At 33.1% G+C, this 26,024-nt stretch carries 20 protein-coding genes; 4 read left to right on the top strand and 16 right to left on the bottom strand.

The genetic code is table 11. The annotated features are described in order from the left end of the window. Window positions 1-6: 6 nt before the first annotated feature. Genes rfbD through HM984_RS12745 form a run of 8 tightly spaced genes read right to left on the bottom strand, consistent with a single transcriptional unit; the run spans window position 7 to window position 8,495 of the window. The gene (gene rfbD, locus HM984_RS12780) at window positions 7-873 is read right to left on the bottom strand and encodes a dTDP-4-dehydrorhamnose reductase (protein WP_179349433.1); all 867 of its coding nucleotides are present in this window, start codon (window positions 871-873) and stop codon (window positions 7-9) included. After that, window positions 870-1,415, bottom strand: a complete 546-nt coding sequence (gene rfbC / locus HM984_RS12775; protein WP_179349432.1) for a dTDP-4-dehydrorhamnose 3,5-epimerase — start codon at window positions 1,413-1,415, stop codon at window positions 870-872. Before rfbC ends, rfbD begins: the two co-directional genes overlap by 4 nt. 1 nt (window position 1,416) lies before the next feature. Then, window positions 1,417-2,280, bottom strand: a complete 864-nt coding sequence (gene rfbA / locus HM984_RS12770; RefSeq protein WP_115811588.1) for a glucose-1-phosphate thymidylyltransferase RfbA — start codon at window positions 2,278-2,280, stop codon at window positions 1,417-1,419. A 58-nt stretch (window positions 2,281-2,338) separates the two neighbouring features. Next, a complete protein-coding gene (gene rfbB, locus HM984_RS12765; protein ID WP_115811590.1) occupies window positions 2,339-3,355 on the bottom strand; it encodes a dTDP-glucose 4,6-dehydratase in 1,017 nt (338 codons plus the stop codon). Further along, entirely contained in the window at window positions 3,348-4,400 is a 1,053-nt protein-coding gene (locus HM984_RS12760) for a hypothetical protein (protein ID WP_179349431.1), read from the bottom strand. Before HM984_RS12760 ends, rfbB begins: the two co-directional genes overlap by 8 nt. A 3-nt stretch (window positions 4,401-4,403) precedes the next feature. After that, entirely contained in the window at window positions 4,404-6,095 is a 1,692-nt protein-coding gene (locus tag HM984_RS12755) for a DUF6909 family protein (RefSeq protein WP_179349430.1), read from the bottom strand. Window positions 6,096-6,123: 28 nt separating this feature from the next. Then, a complete protein-coding gene (locus HM984_RS12750; RefSeq protein ID WP_179349429.1) occupies window positions 6,124-7,626 on the bottom strand; it encodes a GH3 auxin-responsive promoter family protein in 1,503 nt (500 codons plus the stop codon). Then, window positions 7,626-8,495: a M23 family metallopeptidase gene (locus tag HM984_RS12745; protein WP_115811598.1), complete on the bottom strand. Its 870-nt coding sequence runs from the start codon at window positions 8,493-8,495 to the stop codon at window positions 7,626-7,628. The genes HM984_RS12750 and HM984_RS12745 overlap by 1 nt, the downstream gene beginning before the upstream one ends. A 115-nt stretch (window positions 8,496-8,610) precedes the next feature. On the opposite strand from HM984_RS12745, the gene HM984_RS12740 reads away from it, so the two are divergent. Continuing rightward, on the top strand, window positions 8,611-8,793 hold the full coding sequence (locus HM984_RS12740) for a twin-arginine translocase TatA/TatE family subunit (protein ID WP_179333984.1): 183 nt from the start codon (window positions 8,611-8,613) through the stop codon (window positions 8,791-8,793). Window positions 8,794-8,907: 114 nt separating this feature from the next. On the opposite strand, the gene HM984_RS12735 is transcribed toward HM984_RS12740, so the two are convergent. The 3 genes from HM984_RS12735 to HM984_RS12725 form a co-directional block, all read right to left on the bottom strand. Then, a complete protein-coding gene (locus HM984_RS12735) occupies window positions 8,908-9,888 on the bottom strand; it encodes a DUF4837 family protein (RefSeq protein ID WP_179349428.1) in 981 nt (326 codons plus the stop codon). A 23-nt stretch (window positions 9,889-9,911) separates the two neighbouring features. After that, on the bottom strand, window positions 9,912-11,477 hold the full coding sequence (locus tag HM984_RS12730; protein ID WP_179349427.1) for a LysM peptidoglycan-binding domain-containing protein: 1,566 nt from the start codon (window positions 11,475-11,477) through the stop codon (window positions 9,912-9,914). 148 nt (window positions 11,478-11,625) lie between these two features. After that, complete coding sequence (locus HM984_RS12725) at window positions 11,626-12,816, bottom strand: phosphoglycerate kinase (RefSeq protein ID WP_115811606.1); 1,191 nt, start codon at window positions 12,814-12,816, stop codon at window positions 11,626-11,628. Between the two features lie 64 nt (window positions 12,817-12,880). Between HM984_RS12725 and HM984_RS12720 the strand changes: the two genes are divergently transcribed. Beyond that, window positions 12,881-14,041 carry a DNA polymerase III subunit gene (locus tag HM984_RS12720; protein ID WP_179349426.1) on the top strand — a complete coding sequence of 387 codons (1,161 nt, stop codon included), beginning with the start codon at window positions 12,881-12,883 and terminating at the stop codon, window positions 14,039-14,041. A 33-nt stretch (window positions 14,042-14,074) separates the two neighbouring features. Here HM984_RS12720 and HM984_RS12715 read toward each other — a convergent pair whose 3' ends face one another. The 5 genes from HM984_RS12715 to HM984_RS12695 all read right to left on the bottom strand — a co-directional run bounded on the left by HM984_RS12715 (window position 14,075) and on the right by HM984_RS12695 (window position 22,414). Continuing rightward, window positions 14,075-14,635, bottom strand: a complete 561-nt coding sequence (locus tag HM984_RS12715) for an OmpH/Skp family outer membrane protein (protein ID WP_179349425.1) — start codon at window positions 14,633-14,635, stop codon at window positions 14,075-14,077. Window positions 14,636-14,894: 259 nt separating this feature from the next. Next, complete coding sequence (locus HM984_RS12710) at window positions 14,895-15,755, bottom strand: class I SAM-dependent methyltransferase (protein WP_115811610.1); 861 nt, start codon at window positions 15,753-15,755, stop codon at window positions 14,895-14,897. Window positions 15,756-16,453: 698 nt separating this feature from the next. Further along, the gene (mnmG, locus tag HM984_RS12705; protein ID WP_179349424.1) at window positions 16,454-18,325 is read right to left on the bottom strand and encodes a tRNA uridine-5-carboxymethylaminomethyl(34) synthesis enzyme MnmG; all 1,872 of its coding nucleotides are present in this window, start codon (window positions 18,323-18,325) and stop codon (window positions 16,454-16,456) included. Between the two features lie 80 nt (window positions 18,326-18,405). Next, window positions 18,406-18,816: an rRNA maturation RNase YbeY gene (ybeY, locus tag HM984_RS12700; protein WP_179349423.1), complete on the bottom strand. Its 411-nt coding sequence runs from the start codon at window positions 18,814-18,816 to the stop codon at window positions 18,406-18,408. Beyond that, entirely contained in the window at window positions 18,809-22,414 is a 3,606-nt protein-coding gene (locus tag HM984_RS12695) for a coiled-coil domain-containing protein (protein WP_179349422.1), read from the bottom strand. The genes ybeY and HM984_RS12695 overlap by 8 nt, the downstream gene beginning before the upstream one ends. A 463-nt stretch (window positions 22,415-22,877) precedes the next feature. Between HM984_RS12695 and HM984_RS12690 the strand changes: the two genes are divergently transcribed. Next, the gene (locus HM984_RS12690) at window positions 22,878-23,921 is read left to right on the top strand and encodes an alkane 1-monooxygenase (RefSeq protein WP_179349421.1); all 1,044 of its coding nucleotides are present in this window, start codon (window positions 22,878-22,880) and stop codon (window positions 23,919-23,921) included. A 581-nt stretch (window positions 23,922-24,502) separates the two neighbouring features. Further along, window positions 24,503-26,017 (top strand): glutamate--tRNA ligase, encoded by a 1,515-nt coding sequence (gene gltX / locus HM984_RS12685; protein WP_179349420.1) that lies wholly within the window; start codon window positions 24,503-24,505, stop codon window positions 26,015-26,017. Window positions 26,018-26,024 lie beyond the last annotated feature (7 nt).

Raw genomic sequence — 26,024 nt, 5'->3', positions numbered from 1 at the left:
TGACTTTTAAGATTTACTTTTAATACAATTGACCATGGCGATTGCTAGACTAGATTTCCAATTTGGTATTTTAGAGTCTAAAAGCTGGCTTATCTTTTCGGTATTCATTATACTATACTTTGGTCGTACAGCTGGTGTTGGGTAATCTTTAGTTTCAATTTTATTAAGTTTTATAGGACTATCACTTAATCTAAATATTTCTTTTGCAAAATCGTACCAACTAACCACACCTTCGTTACTGTAATGATAAATGCCGTAACTTGTATTTCTAGACGCAATAATTTGTAAGGTAGCATCGGCTAAATCCATAGCATATGTTGGACTTCCTATTTGATCACCTACGACGCCTATTTCATCACGTTCATTAGCTAACCTTAACATAGTTTTTAAAAAATTATGACCATATTCCGAGTACAACCACGACGTTCTAATTATAAAATACCTTTGCAATGTTTTAGCGATAACCTGTTCTCCTGCCAATTTCGTTTTTCCATAAACACCTAAAGGATTAGTAATATCATCCTCTAAGTAAGGTGCTGTCCCTTCACCATCAAACACAAAGTCTGTAGAAATATGAATTAAAATGACCTCAAACTTTTTACAAGCTTCAGCTATATTTTGAGCTCCTAAGTGATTGACCTTATCTGCTAATTCTATTGCTTCTTCGGCTTTATCTACGGCCGTGTAAGCCGCACAATTAATACAATAATCAAACGACTGTTCACTAAACACATCTTCTACTTTAGCCTTGTTTGTTATATCTAAATCAGATGATGATTTAAAAACAAATAGAATATTAGGATGTTTAACCACCAAACTTTGAAAGCATTGCCCTAATTGACCGTCTTTCGCAGTAACAAGTACATTGATCATAAGTTAGCGTCTTTTAAGGTAGGTAATGTGAGGTCTTTCTCTGACAGTATAAAATCTGTACTAGGCAGCTGCCAATTAATGTTTAAATCCTCATCGTTATATATGATGCCAGCTTCTGATGCTTTATTGTAGTAATTATCACATTTATAACTAAAAATGGTTTCATCTTCTAAAACAATAAAACCATGCCCAAAACCTTTCGGTACAAATAATTGAGTTTTATTGCTTTCCGAGAGCTCAATGGAAACATGTTCCCCAAATGTTTTGGAGCCTTCTCTAAGATCTACCACAATATCTAGTACAGCACCTTTCACAACTCTTACCAACTTGGCTTGCGCATACTCACCTAATTGATAATGTAGACCTCTAAGCACTCCTTTTGAAGATTTCGACTCATTATCTTGAACAAAATTAATATCCAAGCCTAGTGCCTTATTAAGAGCTTTTTGGTTGTAGTTTTCAACAAAATAACCGCGTTTATCGGAGAACACTTGAGGTTCTATTATAAAACAGCCTTTTAATTTAGTTTCTTTTACAATCATTTTATTCCAATACTAAGCTTAATAAATGTTTACCATAACCGCTTTTAGTTAATGGCTTTACTATTTTTATAAATTGTTTCTTATCGATATAACCCATTCTATATGCAGCTTCTTCTAACGAACCAATTTTTAATCCTTGACGCTCTTCGATAACTTGAACAAATTGTGAAGCTTGCATTAACGATTTAAAAGTACCCGTATCTAACCAAGCCGTCCCTTTATCTAGTACGCTAACTTTTAACTTCCCTTGATTGAGATAATACTTATTTACATCTGTAATCTCTAGCTCTCCGCGTTTACTTGGTTTAATGTTTTTTGCTATTTCAACCACTGAATTATCGTAAAAATAAATACCAGGAACCGCATAATTCGATTTTGGTTTTTTAGGCTTTTCTTCAATGGAAACCGCAATATCATTCTCATCGAACTCCACGACACCATAGCGTTCTGGATCGTGAACATGATAGGCATAAATGATTCCTCCATCGGGATCATTATTTTGTTGCAACAGATCAGCTAAGCCTGTACCGTAAAAAATATTATCACCAAGTATCAATGCGACCTTATCATCTCCAATAAACGCTTCACCAATAATAAAGGCTTCTGCAAGTCCATTAGGGGATTCTTGTACGGCATACTCAAAATTACAGCCATACGATTTTCCATCGCCTAAAAGCTTTTTAAATAAAGGCAAGTCTTGAGGTGTTGAAATAATTAAGATATCATTAATACCAGACCACATCAAAGTAGAAATAGGATAATAAATCATCGGTTTATCGTAAATAGGCATTAATTGCTTACTTACGGCTAAGGTTAATGGATGTAACCTTGTACCAGATCCTCCTGCTAAAACGATTCCTTTCATGTTAAGTATTTTTTTATTGAGCTAAGCTGTATTTAAACGGCATATAGAGTTCTCATTGCTATGTATACTTCCTTAAATACCACTCTATGGTTTTAATAATTCCTGTTTCAAAGTTTTCATCTGCTTTCCAATCCAATTCATTTTCAATTTTAGAGGCATCAATAGCATATCTAAAATCATGTCCTGGTCGATCGTTCACAAACGTAATTTGTTCAAAATATGAACTATCCTTTGGTACCAAATCATTTAAAATATCACAAATTTTTTGCGCTATGTATAAATTGTCGCGTTCGTTATTTCCACCGATATTGTAGGTTTCACCTGCTTTACCGTTTTGAAAAGCCAGGTCAATACCTTTACAATGGTCTTCAACATACAACCAATCTCTAATGTTTTTACCATCACCATAAATTGGTATAGGTTCATTATTTAAAGCTTTTCTAATAATAGTTGGAATTAGCTTTTCGTCGTGCTGTTTAGGCCCATAATTATTACTGCAGTTTGTTGTAACCACATTCATACCATATGTATGAAAATAACTTCGTACAATAAAATCAGACGATGCTTTTGATGCACTGTAAGGGCTATTAGGTGCATAAGGGGTTTCTTCTGTAAACAAGCCTGTATCTCCTAATGTGCCGTATACTTCATCTGTAGATATGTGGTGAAATCTATTATTCTCGCAACCTTCTTTAAAAGCAAAAGGAGCATCCATCCAATGGTTCTTAGCTATATTTAGCAAAGTGAATGTCCCATAAACATTAGTATTAATAAAGGCATCTGGATGCTTAATGGAGTTATCAACATGCGATTCTGCAGCAAAATGAATAACGTCAGAAAAATTATAGGTTTCAAAAAGCGCACCTATAAGTTCTGTATCACAAATATCTCCTTTAATAAAAGTGTAATTAGCATTGTCCTCAAGTTCCGTTAAATTAGAAAGCTCACCTGCATAAGTGAGCTTATCTACATTAACGACTTTAATATTCTTATACTTTTCTAAAAAAAAGACTATAAAATTTGAACCGATAAAACCTGCCCCACCCGTAATTAGTATCGATTTTGTTTTACTCATATTCTTTAATATACTTAAATAACTTAATAGCTAAAAATCCTAAAAGGAAAAGCAATAAACCCAAAACTGGAAATATAATAAAGTAGCGCGCTTGAAGTTTTTGATCCTCAATACCTAGCCTATCAAAAGACGAAACTATATCAAAATAATTATTCTTTTCAACGATACTCTTATCTAAATAATTTAAGTTTTTTCTAATTATCTGTTCTTCTAAAAATAAATCATACTCATTAGTTATTGATTTTTCTTCCGTAATAGGAAGACCTGTATTTAGTCCGAATGATAAATCCCTATTTTTTGATTCGTTCTTTAAAACTTCTAAATATGTATTTTGAATACTATCTAAACGTGACAACTCTGTCATTAAAGACAAGCGATCAATATGAACAGTACTATCTCTAATTTGCTTTTGTTGTTTTGCAAAATCATTTTCAAAAGTCTTTCTAAAACCTTCATTTAGCTTTTTAAAAACATCTTGTTTATTCGATTTTGCAGTAATCGTATATATACTCCCCGATAATAAATCTCTATTATTAACGTATTCTTTATAGTTTAATTGATCAACCAAAGATGTATCAATAGATTTTACATATTCACCATATTCGACAAACAAATCATTTTGAGTTACAGGACCAGCCTCTAATTCAAACCCCTTTAATTTACTAGCATAAGAGCTATCCATTTCAAAGATTTGTGCTAACTCAGCAACATTATTGGATTTAATTAACGCATTAAAATATTCAATATCATTAACTAATTGATATTTTGAATCAAAATGAGCTTCAACAACCATTTTTGAAAAATAAATTGGTTTCGTTGATTTTTCATATATAAATCCTAAAACGACCAAAACTATAAAAATCGCAGCAGAAATTTTAAAATATACAATTAATGGTTTTAGTACATAAATAACAGCAGAAAGAATGCCTTTAAATATACCCCCTATAAAAGCAAATAATTTCTCAAATAATCTACCGATTGCATTAAATAACTGACCTAAATCAACCTCTTCATTGTCGGGTTGCTGTGGTAATTTTTCACTCATGTGTTATGAATTAAATATTTGTTCTAGAATTTTTTTTGTGATAACATATGTTGGCTTAACACCAGAAGTTCCTAAACCTCCAGAAGCTAAAGTACCTCCTGTTTCTAAAGGGTTATCACTAGCATAGTAGGCGTACCTTACTTTAACATCTTCATTTATACTACCTCTAACTCTAGATGCAGCTTGAATGGCTTTTTGATAATGTGCTCCCTCCATCTCTAAACCAATGACGTTCCATGTTGATTTTTTAAAGAATTTTAAAATTTCTTTATTTTGAAGCGATGTACCCAAAACAGTTACCATCGTACCTTCAAAAACAGAAACACCACAGTCTAATAAATCATTTTTACTCAACTCGTTTTTAAACGGGTAGTTATCTGCTGTACCTTCAAAAATATGTGCTGTTGGTATCATTACATCACCCTTACCCCCTTCTAAGATGCCTGCTTTTCCCATAATAGAAATAGACTTTACATCTAAATGAATCGCCCTATCATCTACATGTATAGGCTTTAAAAGCTCGTCTAGTGTTTCATAAGCTTGTTCTCCAAACGCATAATCCATTACAAAAATAACAGCTTTCTTCTCTTTAACCTCTTCTAGATATTTAAACTCAGTTTTAGAAAAATCGATTTTAGCAGTATCAAAAATCTGAATATCTATATTCGTCCCTGACGTATCATTTATTTGAATCATCCCATTTTGCAATGCAGATTTTTCGACTTTATTCCGTAATACCGAATTTTTAGAATCACTTAAGGCTTCGTAAGTTTGAAAAATATCTTTTTTAGCATCTGCACCTTTAAGCGCTCCTTTAGCAAATAAAGAATTCATAACACTATGCATATTGGCACTAATGATATGAATTGGTCGTTCTAACAATCCATTTTTATGCAACTCTGCTTTTATAGTATCTGCCCATATTTCTCCATGAATATGATGACCTAGACGTTCTCTTAAAACAGGACTAAATGTTATAGTACGTTTAGAATTATTAATGGTTTCTTCTATAGCCAGTTTACCTAACCAATATACAATGTGTAGTAAGCGTTCTGGCTGATCTTCGGTTGCAAATTTTGGATATGCCTCAGTAAGTTCGTTAAACGTTCTTCCTAAAATATTAGCCGTATGTGTAATCGCTATTTCACGTTCTTTCTGCGTTAATTTCTTTGTAGAAAGTACAGCGTTCTCTAATTTTTGCCAATCTCTAACCGTAGAACCATCTTCGTCTATGATAACACGTTTACTAATTTTATGAGACTCAACAAACAAAAAGGTAAGGTGCGTTAATATATCGTAAATCTCAGAGCGTCCTCTCGTAATTTCAATATTCATTTGCTCATCATCAATACGATAGCAATTACGTCTTCGTTTTGGTGGAATTATGGCTTTAAAGTGTGAGTTTCCGTAGCCTTCATCACTAGTAAGGTTTATAAACGTACATTCTTCTATGCCTTGTGGTAAACGATCTACCACATAAAGCAAACCTTCTAATTCTGCTTTTTCTTCTCCAATAGAACCATAGATTTCTGGTCGTAATAACAATAATGCTTCACGCAAGGTTTCTCCAGAAACTCCCATAGGCTTATAAAACCCACGATTAAACAGGTGTCTCATCGTGATATACATGCGTTCTATAGCGCTAGAACTCTCTTGAGCTCTAGTTCTTCCTTGTTTCTTTTTATTTGTAATCATAATCTTAATTTGACCTACAAATATAGGCTTATTTGATTAATTTTAGTTGATGCATACTGTCTGCAATTTTTCTATCATTTGCGAGTCTTGGAATTTTATTTTGACCGCCCAATTTTCCAATCGATTTCATATAGGTTTGAAATCCATCTTTTTTAATTTTTGTAACCAATAAGGGTCTAAGGACTTTACCTTTTATCAAATCTAAATAATAACTATTTTGTTGTTGTAAGGATTGCTCTAAAGCACTGATAAAATCATCTAGGTTATCAGGTGCGTTTTCAAACTCAATTAACCATTCGTGATACGGTAAGCCTTCCTCTGGACTTATTTGAGGTGCCACCGTAAATTCATTCACTGAAATCGAAGTGCCTTCAGTTGCTTCCTTTAAAGCTTGCTCTACTTCTTTCCCTATAATATGTTCTCCAAAAGCTGAAATAAAATGTTTTATTCTACCACTTACAATCACGCGATACGGTTTTAATGATGTAAACTCTACTGTATCACCAATATTGTATGCCCAAAGCCCTGCTGTTGAAGAAATAATCATTACGTAATTTACGCTTAACTTTACATCTGCAATTGTGAGGCGTTTTGGATTCTCCTCAAAGAAATGTTCTGCTTCTACAAACTCATAAAAAATACCTGAATTTAGCTGAAGCAACATGCCACGTTCATTTTGTTTATCTTGAAATGCAAAAAAGCCTTCACTCGCAGGATACAGTTCGATACTATCTACTTTTCTTCCGATTAAATTTTCAAACTTCGCTCTGTAAGGTTCATAATTCACTCCTCCGAAAATAAATAGATTGAAGTTTTTAAAGAGGTCACCAACATTCTGTCCTGACTTTTCAACCAGTTTTTCAAAATACATTTGTACCCAAGATGGAATCCCAGAAATGATGCTCATGTCTTCATTTATAGTTTCATCTACAATGGCTTCAACCTTAGTTTCCCAATCGTCAATACAATTAGTTTCTAAACTTGGTAATCTATTTTTTTGAAGATATTTAGGCACATAATGCGCTACAATCCCTGATAATCTTCCTAGTTTTATTCCATGCTTTTCTTCCAAAATAGGACTCCCTTGAAGAAAGATCATTTTACCATCTACAAACTTAGAATTCCCTGTTTCATTAATATACATTAAAATCGCATTTCTAGCCGCTTCTACATGCGTTGGCATACTTTCCTTTGTAATTGGAATGTATTTTGCACCTGAGGTTGTCCCAGAAGTCTTCGCAAAATAGATAGGTTTACCTTTCCAAAGGATATCTTCTTCACCTGCGACAACACGTTCTACGTAAGGTTTTAAATCTTCATAATCTCTTATGGGAACATTAGACTGGAAATCCGCATAAGAGGATATGGTACTAAAATTATGGTCCTTACCAAAAGCGGTTTGTTTTGCATTAGAAATTAAATGCTCAAAAACCTTTTGTTGAGTTTCAACAGGTTTAGATGACCATTTCTGAATACGTTTTGCAACATATTTAGCAAACGGTTTAGAAAGTGCAGCTTTAAATGAAGGCATTATTCAAAATTGATAAAATTAGTTGGATCTACAGAGTAACCTTTACTCCACAATTCAAAATGAAGATGTGGCCCTGTGGTTAACTCACCAGCATTACCAGACATAGCAATAACTTCGCCAGATTTTACGACATCACCTTGCTCTTTTGTGAGTGCAGAATTATGTTTATAAACCGAAATCAATTCTCTATTGTGTTCTATAATAACCACATAACCTGTTTCTACTGTCCATTCTGCAAAAATCACAGTCCCATCTGAAGTTGCTTTTACAGGTGTATTTAATGGCACAACGACGTCTACAGCAAAGTGTTTTTCCTTTAAATTATAACCTTCGGAAATGGTGCCATTTACCGGTGGAAATAAAATGTAACTAGATTGATCACCAGATACTTCAAACAAATTATACTTATCTTCTTTGGCCACTTTTTCTCTTAAAAGTGAATCTTCTCTATTCGTTGGTACTTGTAAAATATCTAAATCATTTTTAGCTGCTTCAATAATAGAATCTCTATTAAAATCTAACGATGCTACATCTCCTGTTAATACTTTTCTAATCGATGCATAGTAACGCTTGTTCAATTCTAATTCTTGCACCAATGAATCCGTTTTATAGTTCAGCATGGTCGCTTTCTTTTTCAATTTTGCTGAAGAATACCCAGGAATATATTCTCTTAGAGGTGTAAAAGCAATTAATAAAACCGTTAAAAACACAAGTGTAATGGCAGAAAGTGATGATAGTATAAAAACATTAAGTCGAGTTAACTTAATTGCAAAACGCTCTTCAAAAGTATCTTCGTTAAGAATTACTAAACGGTACTTATGCAGTAACTTTTTTGTGAATTTCTTTTCTTTTTTTTTCTTAGTTGCCATCGAAACAAAATTAGTTAAAATACTCAAATACTCTTATGATAAAGTCTTAAAGTTGCCATAAGAACGTTATTATTAAACTATAATTACTTAACTTTGCTGCCTAAATTAAAAAATTATGAGTTTAAGCATTATACCTTTATTTGTTGGTCCATGGCAGTGGGTTATCATAGGTCTTGCAATTCTTTTATTGTTTGGTGGCAAAAAGATTCCGGAATTAATGAAGGGATTAGGTAGCGGAATTAAAGAATTTAAAGACGCTAGCAAAGACGAATCTACCGAGAATAAAGAGAAGAAATAAAACAGAGTCAGTAGATTTTAATCTGTTGAAAATAAAAAGAGGTCATCTAAAATTATGTTTTAGATGACCTCTTTTAGTTTATTATAAACGTAGTTTATTCTACATTTCTATAAATTAATTTATAGTTATCGATTTAATAATCGACTCTAATTCAAAAATATAGTCTCGTTTCTCTAAAGATGGGGCGTAAACATAACCATCTGCAATCAAATAACGATTGTTAATCTTATCTTCAATCGCATACGTTATAAATGGGCCTGCCATAGTAAAACCTTTCATTATCCACATCCCTCTAACTTCGTAAGCTGGTTTATTATCTATTATGGTTTTAAACATTGATGGAGCATAAGCGTCTTCAACAGCCATATAAATACCATCTTCACCTGGAATTTTAGATTTCGTAATCTCATCTCGCATCTTCACAATATCTACAATCGTACTGTCTCCGATAGAAATAGTTTCAAATGGTACTTCGTAAAACATAAGCTCCATTGTTTTTGTATTTGACAGATTTTTACGAACCCAGAAAAAATTATCATCCGCTTTACTTATTCTGTAGGCCGAAGGCATATTAATTGTAATACCCAATTTGTTCTCCATAACCGTATCATCTAACAACGATAACTTAATACGTCGTTGCTTCTCCTTTACTTCTTCTTTAGTAAATGCATCAATGATTTTGGCTTTATTCTCTTCTAATTGTGCAATGATATCTTTATCCGATTTACCACCTACTACAGCAACCGTTTGCGGTTTAGCAAAAGCTTCATGTACAATTTTAGTGGTGGCCTCAATATTCCCTTTTTCAATTTTAAGTACAATTCTACTTCGCGCAGCAAAACCATCAAAAACCTGAGTTGGAATTTGTCTCATGTTAAAAATTGGTTCTTCTGTTGGCAAACCATTTAAAGGAGCAGCAAATATATTTCGGATCTTTTCTCCCACTTCTCCTTCCCAAACCATGTTATCTGCTACAATAGAGATTGTATTTAAATTTCCATTAGAAGCTGGCAAATAAGTAGTATTATCTTCTACCTTTTTATCTCCGCATGCCAATAACAACATACAAAATAATACAGTGTAAAGCGCTTTCATAAGTTTTGTTTTTTGTTGGTTTACTATTTAGACACAATTAGTGTCATTCCTATTTTGAGTTTATTACTACTAATATCGTTCCAATCTTTAATATTCTGAACAGAAACTCCAGAAAACTTTTGAGCAATAGTCCAAAGTGAATCTCCTGACTTTACTTTATAGGTTTGCTTTCCTGCAGAATTTATTACTTTTTTAGTGGATGTAGAACTACTAGAAACCCCATGGTTCTTAGAGAAAATGGTTAAGCGTTGTCCTATTTTTAGATCGTTACCCCTTAAATTATTCCATTGCTTTAATTGGCTTACTCGTACTCCATACTTTCTAGCAATTTTACCAAGGTAATCTCCGTTTTGAACACGATAGCGTATTTCAGAGTTTGCGCTAGCGTTAGCTAATTCTGGTAATTGTTTTTCTCGTTTTTCAAATTCAGCATTTGCAAAAGCATAGATTTTATCTTCATTAGTTACAAATGTACCAATTGCTTTGCGAGGCAATCGTAAACTATATATTTTACCTTCAACCTTTGGAATGATATCTAATTTATAAGATGGATTTAAAAACTGTAATTCTTCAATTTTTATACCAGTTGCTTCAGATACATGATGTAACGAAATCATTTGTTTTACATGAACGGTATCGGTTTGTATAAGTTGAAAATCTGGACGCTCAGGTTGAAAGCCATGTTCCTTTGCGTATTCAAAAATATACATGGTAGCTAAAAACGCCGGTACATAACCAGCGGTTTCTCTAGGTAAATTTGTTCTAATATTCCAATAATTTTTAGAACCTCCAGAACGTCTAATTGCTTTATTTACATTACCAGGGCCAGAATTATATGCTGCTAATGACAAATCCCAATCTCCAAAAATACGATACATTCTATTCAAATATTCTCCTGCCGCTTTTGTAGCTTTTATAGGATCACTTCTGTCATCTACATAACTGCTGACATCTAAATCGTGCTCTTTTCCGGTGCCGTACATAAATTGCCAAAGACCAGTGGCACCAACTCGCGAACGCGCTCTCGGTTTTAAAGCCGATTCTACAATCGCCAAATATTTCATTTCTAACGGAATATTCTGATTGTCAAACTCTTGCTCAAACATCGGAAAATAAAAATGACTTAATCCCATTAAACGCTCTATCGAATTACGTCTATGTTTAAGGTAACTTTTAATTACACTTTCTAAAGATGTGTTGTATTCTACATTAAAGGGTGTTCTGGCATTAAGCCTTTCCAACCTTGCTTTTAATGTATCTGTAGACAACTCAGGATAATCTACAGGCTCATAATCTAGTTCTCTAACCGATTTGTATATCGTATCAAAAAGTGAGTTACTGTACAGTTCTTCTAGCCACTTCTTATCGAGCTCTGCAACCTCATGTAAATCTTTAAGGTTTTTAACACCTAAAGTATCTACAACGGGCTTTATTTTTTCACCAGGCTTAAAGAGTTTACCATCAATAACTGAACCTTTGGTCGGAATTACTTTTGACGATTTATTTACAATACTATCCGTTTTGGCTTGGGCATACCCACTACATACAGACAGACATAAACAAGCTAATAAAAACGTTTTTAATGTCATGGTTTACAAGAATTGATTAAATACCAATTACCAGTTGAAATTAATTATAGTTAAAGCATCACCTTTTACTACCTTAATTTCAATTGGTAACCGATAGAGCGTTCAACATCATACAACGCTGAAATCGCTAAAAATAGTATATTTTAAATTATGAGTTTAAAATAGCCGCAATACCAGGTAAGGTCTTACCTTCTAAGCTTTCTAACATTGCTCCACCACCTGTACTTACGTAGCTTACTTTGTTTTCAAAACCAAATTGTTTTACTGCAGCAACCGAGTCACCCCCACCGACTAAAGAAAACGCACCATTTTTAGTCGCATTTGCAATAGAGTCACCAAGTGCGATAGTACCTTTAGAAAAAGTTTCTAATTCGAAAACACCTAATGGGCCATTCCAAAGTATTGTTTTACATTGGTTAACAACAGCATCAAAATTTTCTCTTGATTTAGGACCAGCATCTAAACCTTGCCATCCATCAGGAATTGCAGTAACATCACAAATTTGAGTATTTGCCGTGTTACTAAAATCATCTGCTGCAACAACATCTACTGGTAAGTGAATTTTAACACCTTTAGCCTCGGCTTGCTTTAAAATTTCTAAAGCCAATTCCATTTTATCATCTTCACAAATAGAATCACCAATTTTTCCACCTTGCGCTTTTACAAACGTAAAGGTCATTCCACCACCAATAATTAAGTGATCAACTTTATCTAATATATTTTCTATTACTGTAATTTTTGATGATACTTTTGCACCACCAAGTACCGCTAAAACAGGTTTCTCACCGTTTTCCATTACTTTTTTGATACTCTCAATTTCTTGAGCTAATAAACTTCCGAAACATTTATTTTCAGGAAAAAAATCGGCTACAATCGTTGTAGATGCATGTGCTCTATGCGCTGTACCAAAGGCATCATTTACATAAATATCACCTAATTTTGATAATTGCTCTGCAAAATTTCTATCTCCTTTTGTTTCTTCTTCATGAAAACGTAAATTTTCAAGTAATAAAATTTCACCTGGTTGCAATGCATTAGCCTTTTCTTCAGCTTCTGCTCCTACACAGTTACTAGCAAATTTTACTTCAACGCCTAAAATGTCTTCAATTTTTGGAATAATATGCTTTAACGAATATTCATCTTGTACACCTTTTGGACGTCCTAAGTGCGACATTAAGACACAACTCCCTCCGTCTTCTAAAATTTTAATGATAGTTGGTTTTGCAGATACAATTCTTGTAGCATCGGTAACCTGAAAATCATCATTTAATGGCACATTAAAATCTACTCTGATTAAGGCTTTTTTATTTTGAAAATTAAAATCGTTTAGTGTCTTCATTTTTTTGGTTTTGAAACACAAATATAAAGATTAGAAACAGAAATTTTTTATATAGTTTTGCTTTATGCAATTTTCGAAGGTTTTAGGTCAAAAACATATTAAAAATCATCTTACCACAAGTGCAGACGCAGGTAGAATTGCGCATGCGCAACTATTTGTTGGTCCGGAGGGTTCTGGCACGCTTCCAATGGCTTTAGCCTATGCACAATACATACTCTGTGGCAATACAAATGGTGAAAACTCAGGAGGAAAAGACTCTTGTAATATAAAGTTTAAGAATTTCTCTCATCCAGATTTACACTTTGCATTTCCGGTTACAACAAGTGATAAAGTAAAAAGTAAGCCTGTTTCTAAATATTATCTCGAAGAATGGAGACAACTCATAGATCAGCAACCTTATGGCAACTTATTTGATTGGTACAAACTTCTGGGTGTAGATAACAAACAAGGTCAAATTGGTGTAGATGAAGCGCTAGAAATTGTAAAAGCCTTAACATTAAAATCTTATGAAGGCGGACATAAAGTGATGCTGATTTGGATGGCTGAAAAATTGAATACAGCTAGTGCGAATAAACTTTTAAAGTTAATTGAAGAGCCACCAAAGGATACCATATTTATTCTTATCGCAGAAGATGAGGAACAAATTATTAGCACTATTAGATCGCGTTGCCAGATATTACATTTTCCGCCCTTAGCAGAAGAAGCTATTTCTGAAGCTTTAGTTAGAAATTATCATATTGAGCAATCCATTGCCATAAAAATAGCACACCAATCTAATGGTAATTACAACAAAGCTTGTGATCTTATCTATCACGATAGTGAAGATATTCAGTTTGAGAAATGGTTTGTCTTCTGGATCCGCTCTGCGTTTAAAGCGAGAGGAAATAAAGCAGCCATTCACGATTTAATATCTTGGTCGGAAGATATTGCTAAAACCGGACGTGAAACTCAAAAAAAGTTTCTAAATTTCTGTTTAAACTATTTCAGACAAGCCTTATTACTTAATTATAAAGCCGATGAGTTAGTTTATCTTGAACCTAAATCTGATGATTTTAAACTTGCAAAATTTGCTCCCTTTGTTCATGATTCTAATATTATAGAAATTTCAGATGAATTACAGGATGCAATTTATCATATAGAGCGCAATGGAAATTCTAAAATTGTGCTTACCGATCTATCCATTAAACTAACGCGTTTATTACATAAAAAAAGCCAAGCGTCTTAGGCTTGGCTTTTTAAAACAAATTACTATTTGTTATTATTTCTCTGTAGTTGCTTCCGTTGAATCATCTTCTGTTTTAGAATCCTTACCACTATACTCAGCATTAATTTCTTTTATTACTACGTCTGTAATATCATTAGCTTCATCTCCATAAACTACGCTTCCTGCTTGGTTTTTTCCTAAAATAAACGTGTAACCGTTCTTTTTACCATAACCTTCTACAAATTTGTTCATTTTTGAAATCACAGAATCCATTTCAGTATTGAACATTTGCTCCATCTGTTGTTGTTGCATTTGCATTTGTTGTTGGATTGGTTGCCATTTTTGAGAAAAAACTTGAGATTCTTCTTGTTGTTTTTGTGGAGACAACCTACTTAAACGTTGTTGTACAGATTGCATTTCCATTTGATAAACTCTTGCGATACTATCGCGTTGCTTTGTAAAATCGTCATTCTGAAGTTTAAATTTTTCTTCAATATCAATTTTCATTTGGTAATCATTGATAATTTCTCCGTTATCAATGAAAGCAATTTTTTGTTGTTCTTGGCAAGATGCTGCACCAATTAAAACCATTAAGCTTAAAACTATTTTTTTCATATTATTTCTGTTATTTAAATTTTGAGAAAATTCTATAAAATTTTCCTGTTTATGTTTCAAATTAATTTTTGCAAATGTATAAAAGTTACGCTGTGATTTCTTCAATTTTTTCACTATTGATATTTTCTATTAAAGATTACTCCTGTAATTTTAAAAACCTATTAAAAACAAAGCTAAATAAGACGTTTTAAGCGCAGTTTAAATTTACTACTTATAATCTATTGTTTTAACCGGAAATCTTAAAGCAGCAGCTTTTATATTAAGAATCAGCATTCTTTAAGACGTAAATATGCGAAGAATACTCCATAGAGCGTTTTGCTTTGCGATTAGACTGCCATCCTACCCAAAATGCCTTAAGCGGATTCATAAATCCAGATTTATATTTTTCTGAAAGTAAACAGACATAATACGCGTCAAATTTCATTGGTAAGGTTTTGACTAATGTCATATTTTCTTTTTTAAATAATCGTTCAATCGACGTTTTTGAAAAATGCCATAAATGTCTCGGCACATCAAAAGCTGCCCAAAAGTTTTTATAATGATTCGCATCATAACTTTTAAAATTAGGAACAGCAATAACTAAAGTTCCATTTGGTTTTAAAAGTGATTTTAGCAACGCCGTTTGCTTTTCTAATTCCGGCAAATGTTCTAAGACATGCCAAAGTGTAATGACATCAAAACTGTGTGGTTTTAATTTTGTTAATTCACTGCTTTCAAAAATCGAATTATTGGTTTTAGAATTCGCAATTTGCCTTGCACTATCGTTTGGTTCTATGCCCGTAATTTGCCAATTCGCTTTTAAAGCCGTTTCTAAAAAATCACCTGTGCCGCATCCAATATCTAAAAGTGTTTTAGATTCTGATTGAAACGAATTAATAAGTTTGAGTTTTCGCTTTAAAGAAATCTCTCGCACTTTATGATAAGCTAACTCTAATAAATTTCGCTTTGTATCGGTGTGCGAAATGTAATCTTCACTTTGGTAATATTCAGATAATTTTTCTCCTTCTGGTTGTGGATATGTTTCTAGCATATCGAGTTCCTTATTATGCACTAATTGGAATTCTTCTTTAGAAACAGAATGATCTTTTAAGCTTAAATATGTTGGGTTATTTTTTGGCACAATTACACTTCTACTTTTAAAATGAATTACAATATTAATTATATAAGTTCACTTCTATTTGTTTAATAAATGAAATTTTAATCTTTTTTAAACTTAAAAAAACCGAGAGTCTTTAGCTGATTATTGATTCCAAATTATACTATCAGAATTAAGAAACTAAACCCTAATCTACCTGATTTCGATTCAGACATTTTATATGGATTAAACGACATAATTATAAATTCTGAAATCTGATTTTGAATTATCCGTTTTATAATTCGATTTTATATCAAAATTAAAACGTCATCTTTATGACTACTTAATTATAGACTTTAAAGAAGTATATTTCGTCTATTTGTTTTTACTGAATAATAAAATCCTTTACCGATTGCACAAAATAGTATCCCTCTTAAAATTCAAAAACTATGTTTTTCATCCTTACAAAACCATGATTTAGATTTACAAGAAGCAAACACTTTATTATCCTTTTCACTTCTACCCTACGATACAAAAAATCAAAAATTATAATTTATAAAGAACGTTTGTAACATAAACAGAAATCAAATTAGACTTCGTTTTATGAAATTTACTGCAATAATTCTAACTAGATTTTAGAGCTTTTAAGATCTAATATTCACATCAAAATAGATTTACTTTCTTGGATTGTTTCACGTGGAACATTGTAATAATCAATAATGAGATTCCTGCTTCTACAGGAATTAGCGTCCTAAATAAACCAACAATACAGAAATATCATTCGGGTTGACTCCACTAATTCGGGATGCCTGAGAGATGGTTACAGGCTGAATCTTGGTTAGTTTTTGTCTTGCTTCAATACTCATAGATTTCAATTTTGAATAATCAAAACCTGCAGGAATTTTTAAATTCTCTAGTCTATTTAGTTTATCAGCATTGTTCTTTTCCTTCTCAATATAACCCGCATATTTTACTTGAATTTCAGTTTGCTCTATAACTTCAGTATCTAAATTATTTGCTTGTATATACTGTTCAACTGATTCAAACTGCCTAACATCATCGATAGTAATATTCGGTCTTGCATATAACTTAAACATCTTGTCTTGCTGCTTAACAGGTGCCGAATTTTTTGATTCTAAAATCGGATTTGCTTCATCAGGAGTTATACTTGTCTCTCTAAAAAATTGTACAAAAGCATCCGATTTAGACTGCTTTTCCTCCATACGTTTTAAACGTTTTTCAGAAGCTAAACCTAAATCATACCCTTTTGGTGTTAATCTAAAATCAGCATTATCTTGTCGTAATAAGGTTCTATATTCGGCTCGTGACGTAAACATTCTATACGGCTCTTCAGTTCCTTTTGTAATTAAATCATCAATTAAAACTCCGATATAAGCCTCATCACGCTGCAGTGTAAAAGCATCTTTTTCTTGCACTTTTAAACTCGCATTTATACCAGCCATTAAACCTTGAGAAGCCGCTTCTTCATATCCTGTTGTTCCATTTATTTGTCCAGCAAAATATAACCCTTCAACTAACTTTGTTTCTAAAGTATGCTTTAATTGTGTTGGTGGAAAATAATCATATTCGATTGCATATCCAGGTCTAAAGAACTTTACGTTTTCAAACCCTACGACAGAACGCAAGGCTTTAAATTGAACATCTTCTGGTAAGGATGTAGAGAACCCGTTAATATAATATTCGCAAGTTTTCCAACCTTCTGGCTCAACGAATAATTGATGACTATTCTTATCAGCGAAACGATTAATCTTATCTTCTATCGACGGACAATAACGTGGTCCCACACTTTGAATTCTACCATTAAACATCGGAGAACGATCAAAGCCTTCGCGAAGCAAATCGTGAACCAATTCACTCGTATGTGTCATATGACAAGAACGCTGTTCCTTTAACGGTTGCGTAGTATCTAAATAAGAAAACTTTTCAGGATGTTCATCACCCGGTTGCTCTACCATTTTAGAGAAATCCAAAGAACGACCATCAACTCTTGGAGGTGTCCCGGTTTTCATTCTACCCGATTCAAATCCTAAATTAACGAGCTGTTCTGTAATTCCTGTTGCAGCTCTTTCACCAGCTCTACCTCCACCAAAATTCTTATCACCAATATGAATTAATCCATTCAAAAAAGTACCATTAGTTAAGACAACTGACTTTGCTCTTACTTCAATTCCCAAGGATGTTTTTACTCCAACCACTTTATGATTCTCGACGATTAAGCCAGAAACCATTTCTTGATAAAAGTCTAAATTAGGAGTGCCTTCTAACATCAATCTCCAATCTTCAGCAAAGCGCATTCTATCGGATTGCACTCTTGGACTCCACATGGCAGGTCCTTTAGATTTGTTCAACATCTTAAATTGAATAGCTGATGTATCTGAGACAATTCCGCTATAGCCTCCTAAAGCATCAATCTCTCTTACAATTTGTCCTTTTGCTATTCCTCCCATTGCAGGATTACAAGACATCTGTGCAATGTTTTGAAGGTTCATGGTAATCAGTAAGGTCTTACTTCCCATATTTGCCGCAGCAGCTGCCGCTTCACTTCCAGCATGGCCACCACCAACAACTATAACATCATAAACTTCGTTAAACATATCGTGTTCCTTTTTGTTCCACGTGGAACAATTAAATTTTAAAATTTTGAGTCTGCAAATATACACTGAATTGATGTGTATTACTTTCGCTTCGCTAAGTAGTAATCTTCTTTAGAACGCATCTCCTTTTCATCTGCTTCGGTCTTATCTTTATAACCACAATAATGCAATACACCATGAATGATGACACGAGCAATCTCATCTTGAAATGCGACATTGAAATCGGACGCATTTTCTTCTACACGTTCTACAGAGATATAAATATCACCATGTAGTTCCTTTCCTACTGAGTAATCAAAACTAATCACATCAGTTAATGTATCATGATCTAGAAAATCTACATTCAATTTATGTAAATAATCATCGTTACAAAAGATATAATTAATCTCTCCTTCTTTACAGTCTTCTTCTGATATGGTGTTTGAAATCCATTCAGAAAGTTGTTCTGTATTTTGTAATTTAAATTGGGTTTCGTAATTAAAACTAATCATTGGTGCTTTTAAAATACTCTTGAATTTTCTTCTTAAAATGATTCTGCAAAGGTAGTGCTTGGCGATTTAAAATTTCGGTAGTATTAAAATATTGTTTCGCTGTTGGAATTTGACTCGGGTTTGTTGAATTAAAATCTTCGGTATTTGTTTCAGATTTACGTTTAGAATCTTGGCCTTGCATAAAGGTTGCATTTTCTAATTTTAACAAATTATGCTGAAGATCGATCATCTTTTGGAGCGTCTGATTAGTAAAACCAGAGTTTAATAAATCGAGTTCAATATCCTCCATTTGCTTTATTAATTGTCCGGCGGATTCAATTTTTCCTTCCTTAGCAAAACGGTCTTCTAAGGCTTGTCTTAATTGTTGTTGTTGCTGGTAAATTTTAAATAGCTCACCGTTTTGTTCTTCACTTCCACCTTCTCCATAGCCATCATTCTTTTCACCTTCACCGTCACCATTTCCATCACCTCCATTTTTTCCTTCTTTGCTTCCTTTCCCATCTTTGCCATTCTTTCCTTGCTTTCCTCCTTGTTGTCCTTCACCACTTTGTGATCCGTTCTCACCAGATTGACCACCTTCACCTTGTTTACCTTCTTTTTTACCGCCTTTTCCGCTCTCACCACTTTCACCGCTCTCTCCTTCTTTACCAGATTTTCCTTTCTCTCCTGGCTTATCGCCTCCACCTTCTTTGCCATCCTTACCTTCTTCACCCGGTTTTTCCCCTTCTCCTTTCTTTCCGTCTTCACCTTCTTTGCCCTGTTCACTTTTCTTAACTCCTTCCTCCATCTTCTTATTAAGCTCTTCTTGGCTCATAATAATGTCTGGTAACTGTTCTCCACCTCCTTCTCCCGGTGATGGATTCATTTGCATTTCCATATTATCTAAAACATCACTTAAAAAGTTAGCCAACTCATTGGTCGCCGTAACCGCATATTGTTGCGCACCCACACCATGATACAGTCTATTTTCTGTCAATTGATCTAAAGCTTTGTCTATATTAAAATACACATCCGTAATTTGTGAATTTACTTGCTCAGAAATCTTAGGTTGACGCAAAGACAATGCAAATAAACTATCATCAATATGCTCAAAATGTGTTCTGAGGTTACTTTGCTCTATAATGTACTTACCGTATTTATTATTATCAATGCTAATACTTTCAAAAGTAGTCATAAGTGCTTCTTGATCAAATGAATACAATAATAAATTCTCTAATATTTGACGTAAAGCTTCACTATCTTCAGACATTTGCTCACCTCCTCCGCCACCAGCTGCTGCTTTTTTCATCATTTCGCTCAACTGCTTCATCTTCTTAGCCGCTTTCTTTTGCTTTTCTTTTGCCTTTTTCTGCTGCTCTTGGGCATCTTGTGGTTTGGCTTCAGAATCGTTTTCTTCCTTTTTTTCTAAGGCTTCTTTGGCTTCTTTTTGATCGAATTTTATTTCATCTTCTAGAAATTCATCTCTTGGAATATCCATTGGTTTTTGAAGCTTCCTATCATCACTATTTAATTCTTCTAAATCCTTCTGCAGTTTATCAAATTCTTCATTTAATTTTTCTTGAGCTTCCTTTGTGTTCTGTTCATTTTTTTCAGATAACTTCTCCTGCTCTTCAGATAATTTTTCTAACTCATTAGCCACCTTTTCAGCTTTCTTCATCAGATAAAAACGCTTGGTCAATTCCAACAGCTGTTTCATGCTACGTTTTTTATTCTTGTTTTGCTTGGCTAATTCTTCAAGTTTTTGAGTGAATTCTTCCTTGTTGATTTTCTCATTTAATTGTTCAAGCTCCTCTAAAAGTTTTTCATCTTTTTTAAGTTGCTCTTCATTTTCCTTTAAACGTTCTTTTAAATCTTCTTTAAATTGATCGTCTTTCTTTTCGTCCTTTTGAAATTCTTCTAAATTCTCTTGTAGCTTTTTGTTGAAATTTTTCATCAACTGTTCTTGATTTTTCTGACGCTTTAAAAAATCTTCAAACTTCTTTTTGTCATTAAAATTTAGACTCTCTTTTTCCTTTTGAGTTTTTGATAACTCTTCTAGCTTTTTATCTTGTTCTTGAAGTTTATCAAACGTCTTACTAATATCTTTTATCGTTTCGTTTTGCTCATTCAGTTGCTTTTGCTCTTCTTCGTCTTTAGTTAATTTACGGTAACTGAATACAGAACTTTTTGTCCGTTTATAATTATGAAGCGCATCGTTATCAAAAACTTCAAAATACAATTGGTAACTGACACCATCTTCAAGATTAAACTGATTTGGAAACGCACTTACAAACTCACTAAAATTAGATTTTGAAATATGAATCGGTTCAACTTCTTTTTTAGATTCATCGTCTGCCGGATAATACACCAATTGCAACTTTGATAAACCATAATCATCGCTGGCTTGTCCATAGAAATACAAACTTTGTTGGTCTACAGAATCTTTCTGAACCTTAATATTAAGTTCTGGATAAATATCTCTAACCACATTAATATTATAGGCTAAATTCTCATAATCTTTTAAGTCTTCATTACTTGTTGTAATACTGTAATTATAATTTTTATACAATCGTTTTGAAGCTTCAAAATTATCGTTCGTATTTAAAGTGAAGCTTAACGTGTCTTCTGCATAAATTTGAACTCCCGTCGTCGCTTTGGTCATAGCTCTCCAGGTGACATTAGTCCCTTCTGGAACCACAGCCGAACCAGTACTTTTTAAGACCTCATCTTGCTTTTTAGTATGTGCAGGGTAATCTAAAACCATTTCAAAATTTACTAAACTAGGCGTATTAACCACGTTTAATTTATAAGGTTTTGAAGTGACATCATTCGCTGTTAAGGTAAATTCTATGGCTTCTTTTGGCAAGTTAAATGTGTATTGAAATTCCCCAGGCGCTATTTGCTGTAAGAAGTATGATTGCCCATTAAACTTAATTTGTGCATTCTCAGGAATGACATGTCCTGCTGTAGATACATTCAATTTAAAATCCTTATTTTCAATAGCTTGTAAGGATTCATTCAATACAAAAAATTGAAAAGGTGCTGGTGGTTCGTAAGCCGTTTTATAGTTTACAACACGCTCATAACTATCGCTAAACCAATTAATCTTTCCTGTTACAAATGATAACAGTATAATCGCCAGTGGAATGGCAGCATATTTTAAATATTTGGTGTTCGACTTAAAATTAACAGCTGCTTTAAAAGGAACGGGTTGTAATTCTTGAGATTTTTGCTCTATACTCGCTAATAATAAATCTGACTGATGTGGGTTTTGATTTAATTGAAGTACGTTTAGTAGTTTGTCGTTAACTTCTGGAAAATGATTTCCAATTAATTTAGAAGCTGTTTCAAAATTAATGCCTTTTCTAAGTTTGAATAAATGGGCTAATGGAATGGCAATAAATTTAATAAAGAGGGCTAATTCTACAATAATGAAGGTCCAAAATAATAAGGTTCTTGCCGTAGGATTTAACCATAATACATATTCTACAAACAAGGTTACAATAAGGTATAACAAGCCAATGGCAAAAAATAATATCACACCTTTTAGCAATTCATTGGTGTAATACCTTTTAATGAATTGTTCTAGTTTTTGTTTTATGGTTTCGAAATTGCTCATTTAATTTTAAATCTATTTTCAATGTTCATTTTGTCTTGATACAAAACGAACCAAAAAATCAAAACGATTTATTAGGAAATTGCAAGCACCAATCGCTGATACATTGATAATTATATTCCACTTTAAACCTTATATTTTCAATCCTTGATTTTCTAATCTAACAATAATTATAGCTCATTATTTCTGAAAATCGTTGCGTCCGACGCTGTCGGAACTACAGGCACTAACAATCTTTTAGTTACCAATAATCGTTAATAGTATTTCAGGAATAATGCTCTAAAAAAGCTAAACTACACTCTATATTACCTTTAACTGACTAAACTACGATTTTATTTTAATTGCAATTTCGGGAAAATTGGTAAGATTCTGTTAATTTAGAGGTTTTTGGTGTTAAATTAGGTTCAAATTGAGGCATTCTTAACTTAAACGTGCATTTCTATTCTAAAAGAATGATAAACGATATATGAAAGATCTTAAATATCTAGCCGCATTTTCAATTCCTTTAGTCTGTTTCTTTAGTTTATATATTAAAGGCTATTGGGTTTGGGCGACTCCTATTTTTGGATTTGTTTGTATTCCGATTTTAGAGCTTATTTTTCCTGTTGATAGTCAAAATTTAAAGCCTACCGAAGTTGATACTAAATTAAAACAAAAGCTATTTGATTGGTTATTGTATTTAAATCTCCCTATTGTATATGGTTTAGTTATTTATGGATTATTTACCATATCAAACACCGCATTAGAAACTTACGAATTTGTCGGTATTATAATTTCTGTTGGAATTGTTTTGGGTGTGAACGGCATAAATGTGGCACATGAGCTTGGTCATAGACAAACCACAAACGAACGTTTTTTGGGTAAAGCACTGCTGCTTCCTTCATTTTATATGCACTTTTATATTGAACACAATTTTGGTCATCATTTACATGCGGCTACTCCCGAAGATCCCGCAACAGCACGTTATAACCAAAGTGTATATGCGTTTTGGTTCACCTCAACATTACGGCAGTATTTTAATGCATGGAAGATTCAACTGAAATTGCTCAAAAACAACAAAAAGCACTTCTTTTCGACTAAAAATGACATGTTTTGGTACGTTTTCTTTCAAATTAGTTATTTATTTGCTGTTTTCTATTTATTTGAAACTACAGCATTACTCTTTGCTCTTTTTGCAGGAATTATTGGTTTTGTGCTTCTCGAAACCGTGAATTATATTGAGCATTATGGTTTAATGCGATTAAAAACGAAATCTGGTCGTTACGAACGTGTTAAAGAAATTCATTCCTGGAATTCTAATCACGTTATTGGAAGAATTGTACTGTATGAATTAACCAGACATAGCGATCATCATTATAAAACAACCAAAAAATATCAAATCTTAGATTGCCACGACGACAGTCCACAAATGCCATATGGCTATCCAACCTCAATGGTATTAGCTATGATTCCGCCACTTTGGTTTGCCATTATGAATAAACGTGTTCCTAAGACTATGATAACCGATTAGTTTTTAGCTATTATCGTAGTTTTTAGTGAATTTAACCATAAATGTGAAACACAAATTAACAAACAAATTACTTACTATTCTTCCGATCATTTTGCCTTGATGCAAAACGAACCAAAAATTACTCAATTTTCCATTTAATTAGAAAAGGATTTCGTGAATCTTCGATTTCAAAACGATTTATTAGGAAATTGCAAGCACCACTCACTGATACATTAATAATTTTATTTCTTTATGAAACTATGAATTCCATTCCTTGATTTATTAATTCAACAAAAATTATGGCTCATTATTTCTGAAAATCGTTGAGTCCGATATTGTCGAAACTTAGGCACTAATAATCATTTGATTTACATTTCAGAAGATTATGTTTGAATTTGTGATCTAACTCAAAATTTTAGCTTTTGAATGAGTGTTTATCCTGAAGCTTTGTCTTTTAATCAAAGTATGATGAACGCATTAGTTTTCAATTAATGGGATTAGAAACTTTGAAGTTTAAATTTTGAACATTGAACTTCAAAAATCTATCTTTGCGCTAGATTCTGAAACAAGTTCAGAATGACAAACTATTTCGATTTTCCGTTATGTCTAAAAACGTACGTGTGCGCTTTGCACCGAGTCCAACAGGACCTTTACATATTGGTGGTGTAAGAACCGCTTTATTCAATTATTTATTCGCTAAAAAACATGGAGGTGATTTTGTTCTTAGGATAGAAGATACAGATCAAAACCGTTATGTTGAAGGTGCTGAAGAGTATATTGTAAAATCATTAGATTGGTGCGGTATGTCTTTTGATGAAGGCCCAGGAAAGAATGAAAAATTTGGTCCGTACAGACAAAGCGAACGCAAGCATTTGTACAAACAATATGCAGATGATTTAATTGCCAATGGGAAAGCGTATTATGCTTTTGATACCTCTGAGCAATTAGATGCAGAACGTAAAGGCCATGAAGCCGAAGGAAAAACGTTTATCTACAATTGGCACAACCGTTCAAAAGGACGTTTAGTAAACTCTTTGGTATTAACTGAAGCGGAAACTAAAGCTAAAATTGAAGCTGGTGATGATTATGTCATTCGTTTTAAATCTCCGCAAGATGAAACCTTACATCTTACTGATATTATTCGTGGTAACATGAAGATTGATACCAATGTTTTAGATGATAAAATTTTGTTTAAAAGCGATGGTATGCCAACCTATCACTTAGCAAATATTGTAGATGATCATTTAATGGAAATTACACATGTGATTCGTGGTGAAGAATGGTTACCATCTTTAGCATTACACCAATTATTGTATGATGCTTTTGGTTGGGATGCACCAGAATTTGCACATTTACCATTGATTTTAAAACCAACAGGAAAAGGTAAATTAAGTAAACGTGATGGTGATAAAATGGGCTTCCCAGTATTTCCATTAGAATACACAGCACCAGACGGAACAGTGTCTAGAGGTTATAAAGAAGATGGGTATTTCCCTGAAGCTGTTGTTAATTTCTTAGCCTTTTTAGGTTGGAATCCAGGAACAGAACAAGAAATATTTAGTCTAGAGCAATTGGTTGCCGATTTTGATTTAGCTCGTGTAAATAAAGCAGGTGCACGTTTTGATCCGGATAAAACAAAATGGTTTAATCACCAGTACATGCAACAGCAATTAGATTTGGATTTAGCTGAACAGTTTAAGGCTTCACAACCTGAGTTAGCTGAAATGGATGTAAATTACATAGCATTGGCTGTGGGATTAATAAAAGAACGCGCCACTTTTGTTAGCGATTTTTGGGACTTAAGTCACTTCTTTTTTACGGCTCCGACATCTTATGATGAAAAAGCTTCTAAAAAAGCCTTAAAAGAAGATACGGCTGATATTATGAACTCTGTTATTGAACGTGTTAATGCTACTGATGATTTTGCGGTTGAAAACCTTCAAACGAACATTAAAGGTTGGATTACGGATAATGAAATTAGTTTTGGAAAAGTAATGATGCCATTACGACTTGCTTTAGTTGGGGCATTACAAGGACCAGATGTTTTTGATATTATGTATATGATTGGTAAAACAGAAACGGTAAAACGTATTGAGAATTTGATTAAACATAGTTAATATAAAC

The organism is Winogradskyella pacifica (assembly GCF_013403915.1).
Taxonomy (GTDB): domain Bacteria; phylum Bacteroidota; class Bacteroidia; order Flavobacteriales; family Flavobacteriaceae; genus Winogradskyella; species Winogradskyella pacifica.
This window is presented reverse-complemented; position numbering and strand designations above follow the sequence as displayed.

What these genes read in the sequence shown, in the direction of transcription:
- mnmG (WP_179349424.1), bottom strand. Translation starts at nt 18,325, where the DNA reads ATGTTTAACGAAGTTTATGATGTTATAGTTGTTGGTGGTGGCCATGCT.
- HM984_RS12690 (WP_179349421.1), top strand. Translation starts at nt 22,878, where the DNA reads ATGAAAGATCTTAAATATCTAGCCGCATTTTCAATTCCTTTAGTCTGT.
- HM984_RS12735 (WP_179349428.1), bottom strand. Translation starts at nt 9,888, where the DNA reads ATGAAAGCGCTTTACACTGTATTATTTTGTATGTTGTTATTGGCATGC.
- HM984_RS12720 (WP_179349426.1), top strand. Translation starts at nt 12,881, where the DNA reads ATGCAATTTTCGAAGGTTTTAGGTCAAAAACATATTAAAAATCATCTT.
- HM984_RS12745 (WP_115811598.1), bottom strand. Translation starts at nt 8,495, where the DNA reads ATGGCAACTAAGAAAAAAAAAGAAAAGAAATTCACAAAAAAGTTACTG.
- HM984_RS12695 (WP_179349422.1), bottom strand. Translation starts at nt 22,414, where the DNA reads ATGAGCAATTTCGAAACCATAAAACAAAAACTAGAACAATTCATTAAA.
- rfbA (WP_115811588.1), bottom strand. Translation starts at nt 2,280, where the DNA reads ATGAAAGGAATCGTTTTAGCAGGAGGATCTGGTACAAGGTTACATCCA.
- HM984_RS12760 (WP_179349431.1), bottom strand. Translation starts at nt 4,400, where the DNA reads ATGAGTGAAAAATTACCACAGCAACCCGACAATGAAGAGGTTGATTTA.
- rfbC (WP_179349432.1), bottom strand. Translation starts at nt 1,415, where the DNA reads ATGATTGTAAAAGAAACTAAATTAAAAGGCTGTTTTATAATAGAACCT.
- ybeY (WP_179349423.1), bottom strand. Translation starts at nt 18,816, where the DNA reads ATGATTAGTTTTAATTACGAAACCCAATTTAAATTACAAAATACAGAA.
- HM984_RS12755 (WP_179349430.1), bottom strand. Translation starts at nt 6,095, where the DNA reads ATGATTACAAATAAAAAGAAACAAGGAAGAACTAGAGCTCAAGAGAGT.
- HM984_RS12725 (WP_115811606.1), bottom strand. Translation starts at nt 12,816, where the DNA reads ATGAAGACACTAAACGATTTTAATTTTCAAAATAAAAAAGCCTTAATC.
- HM984_RS12715 (WP_179349425.1), bottom strand. Translation starts at nt 14,635, where the DNA reads ATGAAAAAAATAGTTTTAAGCTTAATGGTTTTAATTGGTGCAGCATCT.
- HM984_RS12740 (WP_179333984.1), top strand. Translation starts at nt 8,611, where the DNA reads ATGAGTTTAAGCATTATACCTTTATTTGTTGGTCCATGGCAGTGGGTT.
- gltX (WP_179349420.1), top strand. Translation starts at nt 24,503, where the DNA reads ATGTCTAAAAACGTACGTGTGCGCTTTGCACCGAGTCCAACAGGACCT.
- HM984_RS12730 (WP_179349427.1), bottom strand. Translation starts at nt 11,477, where the DNA reads ATGACATTAAAAACGTTTTTATTAGCTTGTTTATGTCTGTCTGTATGT.
- rfbB (WP_115811590.1), bottom strand. Translation starts at nt 3,355, where the DNA reads ATGAGTAAAACAAAATCGATACTAATTACGGGTGGGGCAGGTTTTATC.
- rfbD (WP_179349433.1), bottom strand. Translation starts at nt 873, where the DNA reads ATGATCAATGTACTTGTTACTGCGAAAGACGGTCAATTAGGGCAATGC.
- HM984_RS12750 (WP_179349429.1), bottom strand. Translation starts at nt 7,626, where the DNA reads ATGCCTTCATTTAAAGCTGCACTTTCTAAACCGTTTGCTAAATATGTT.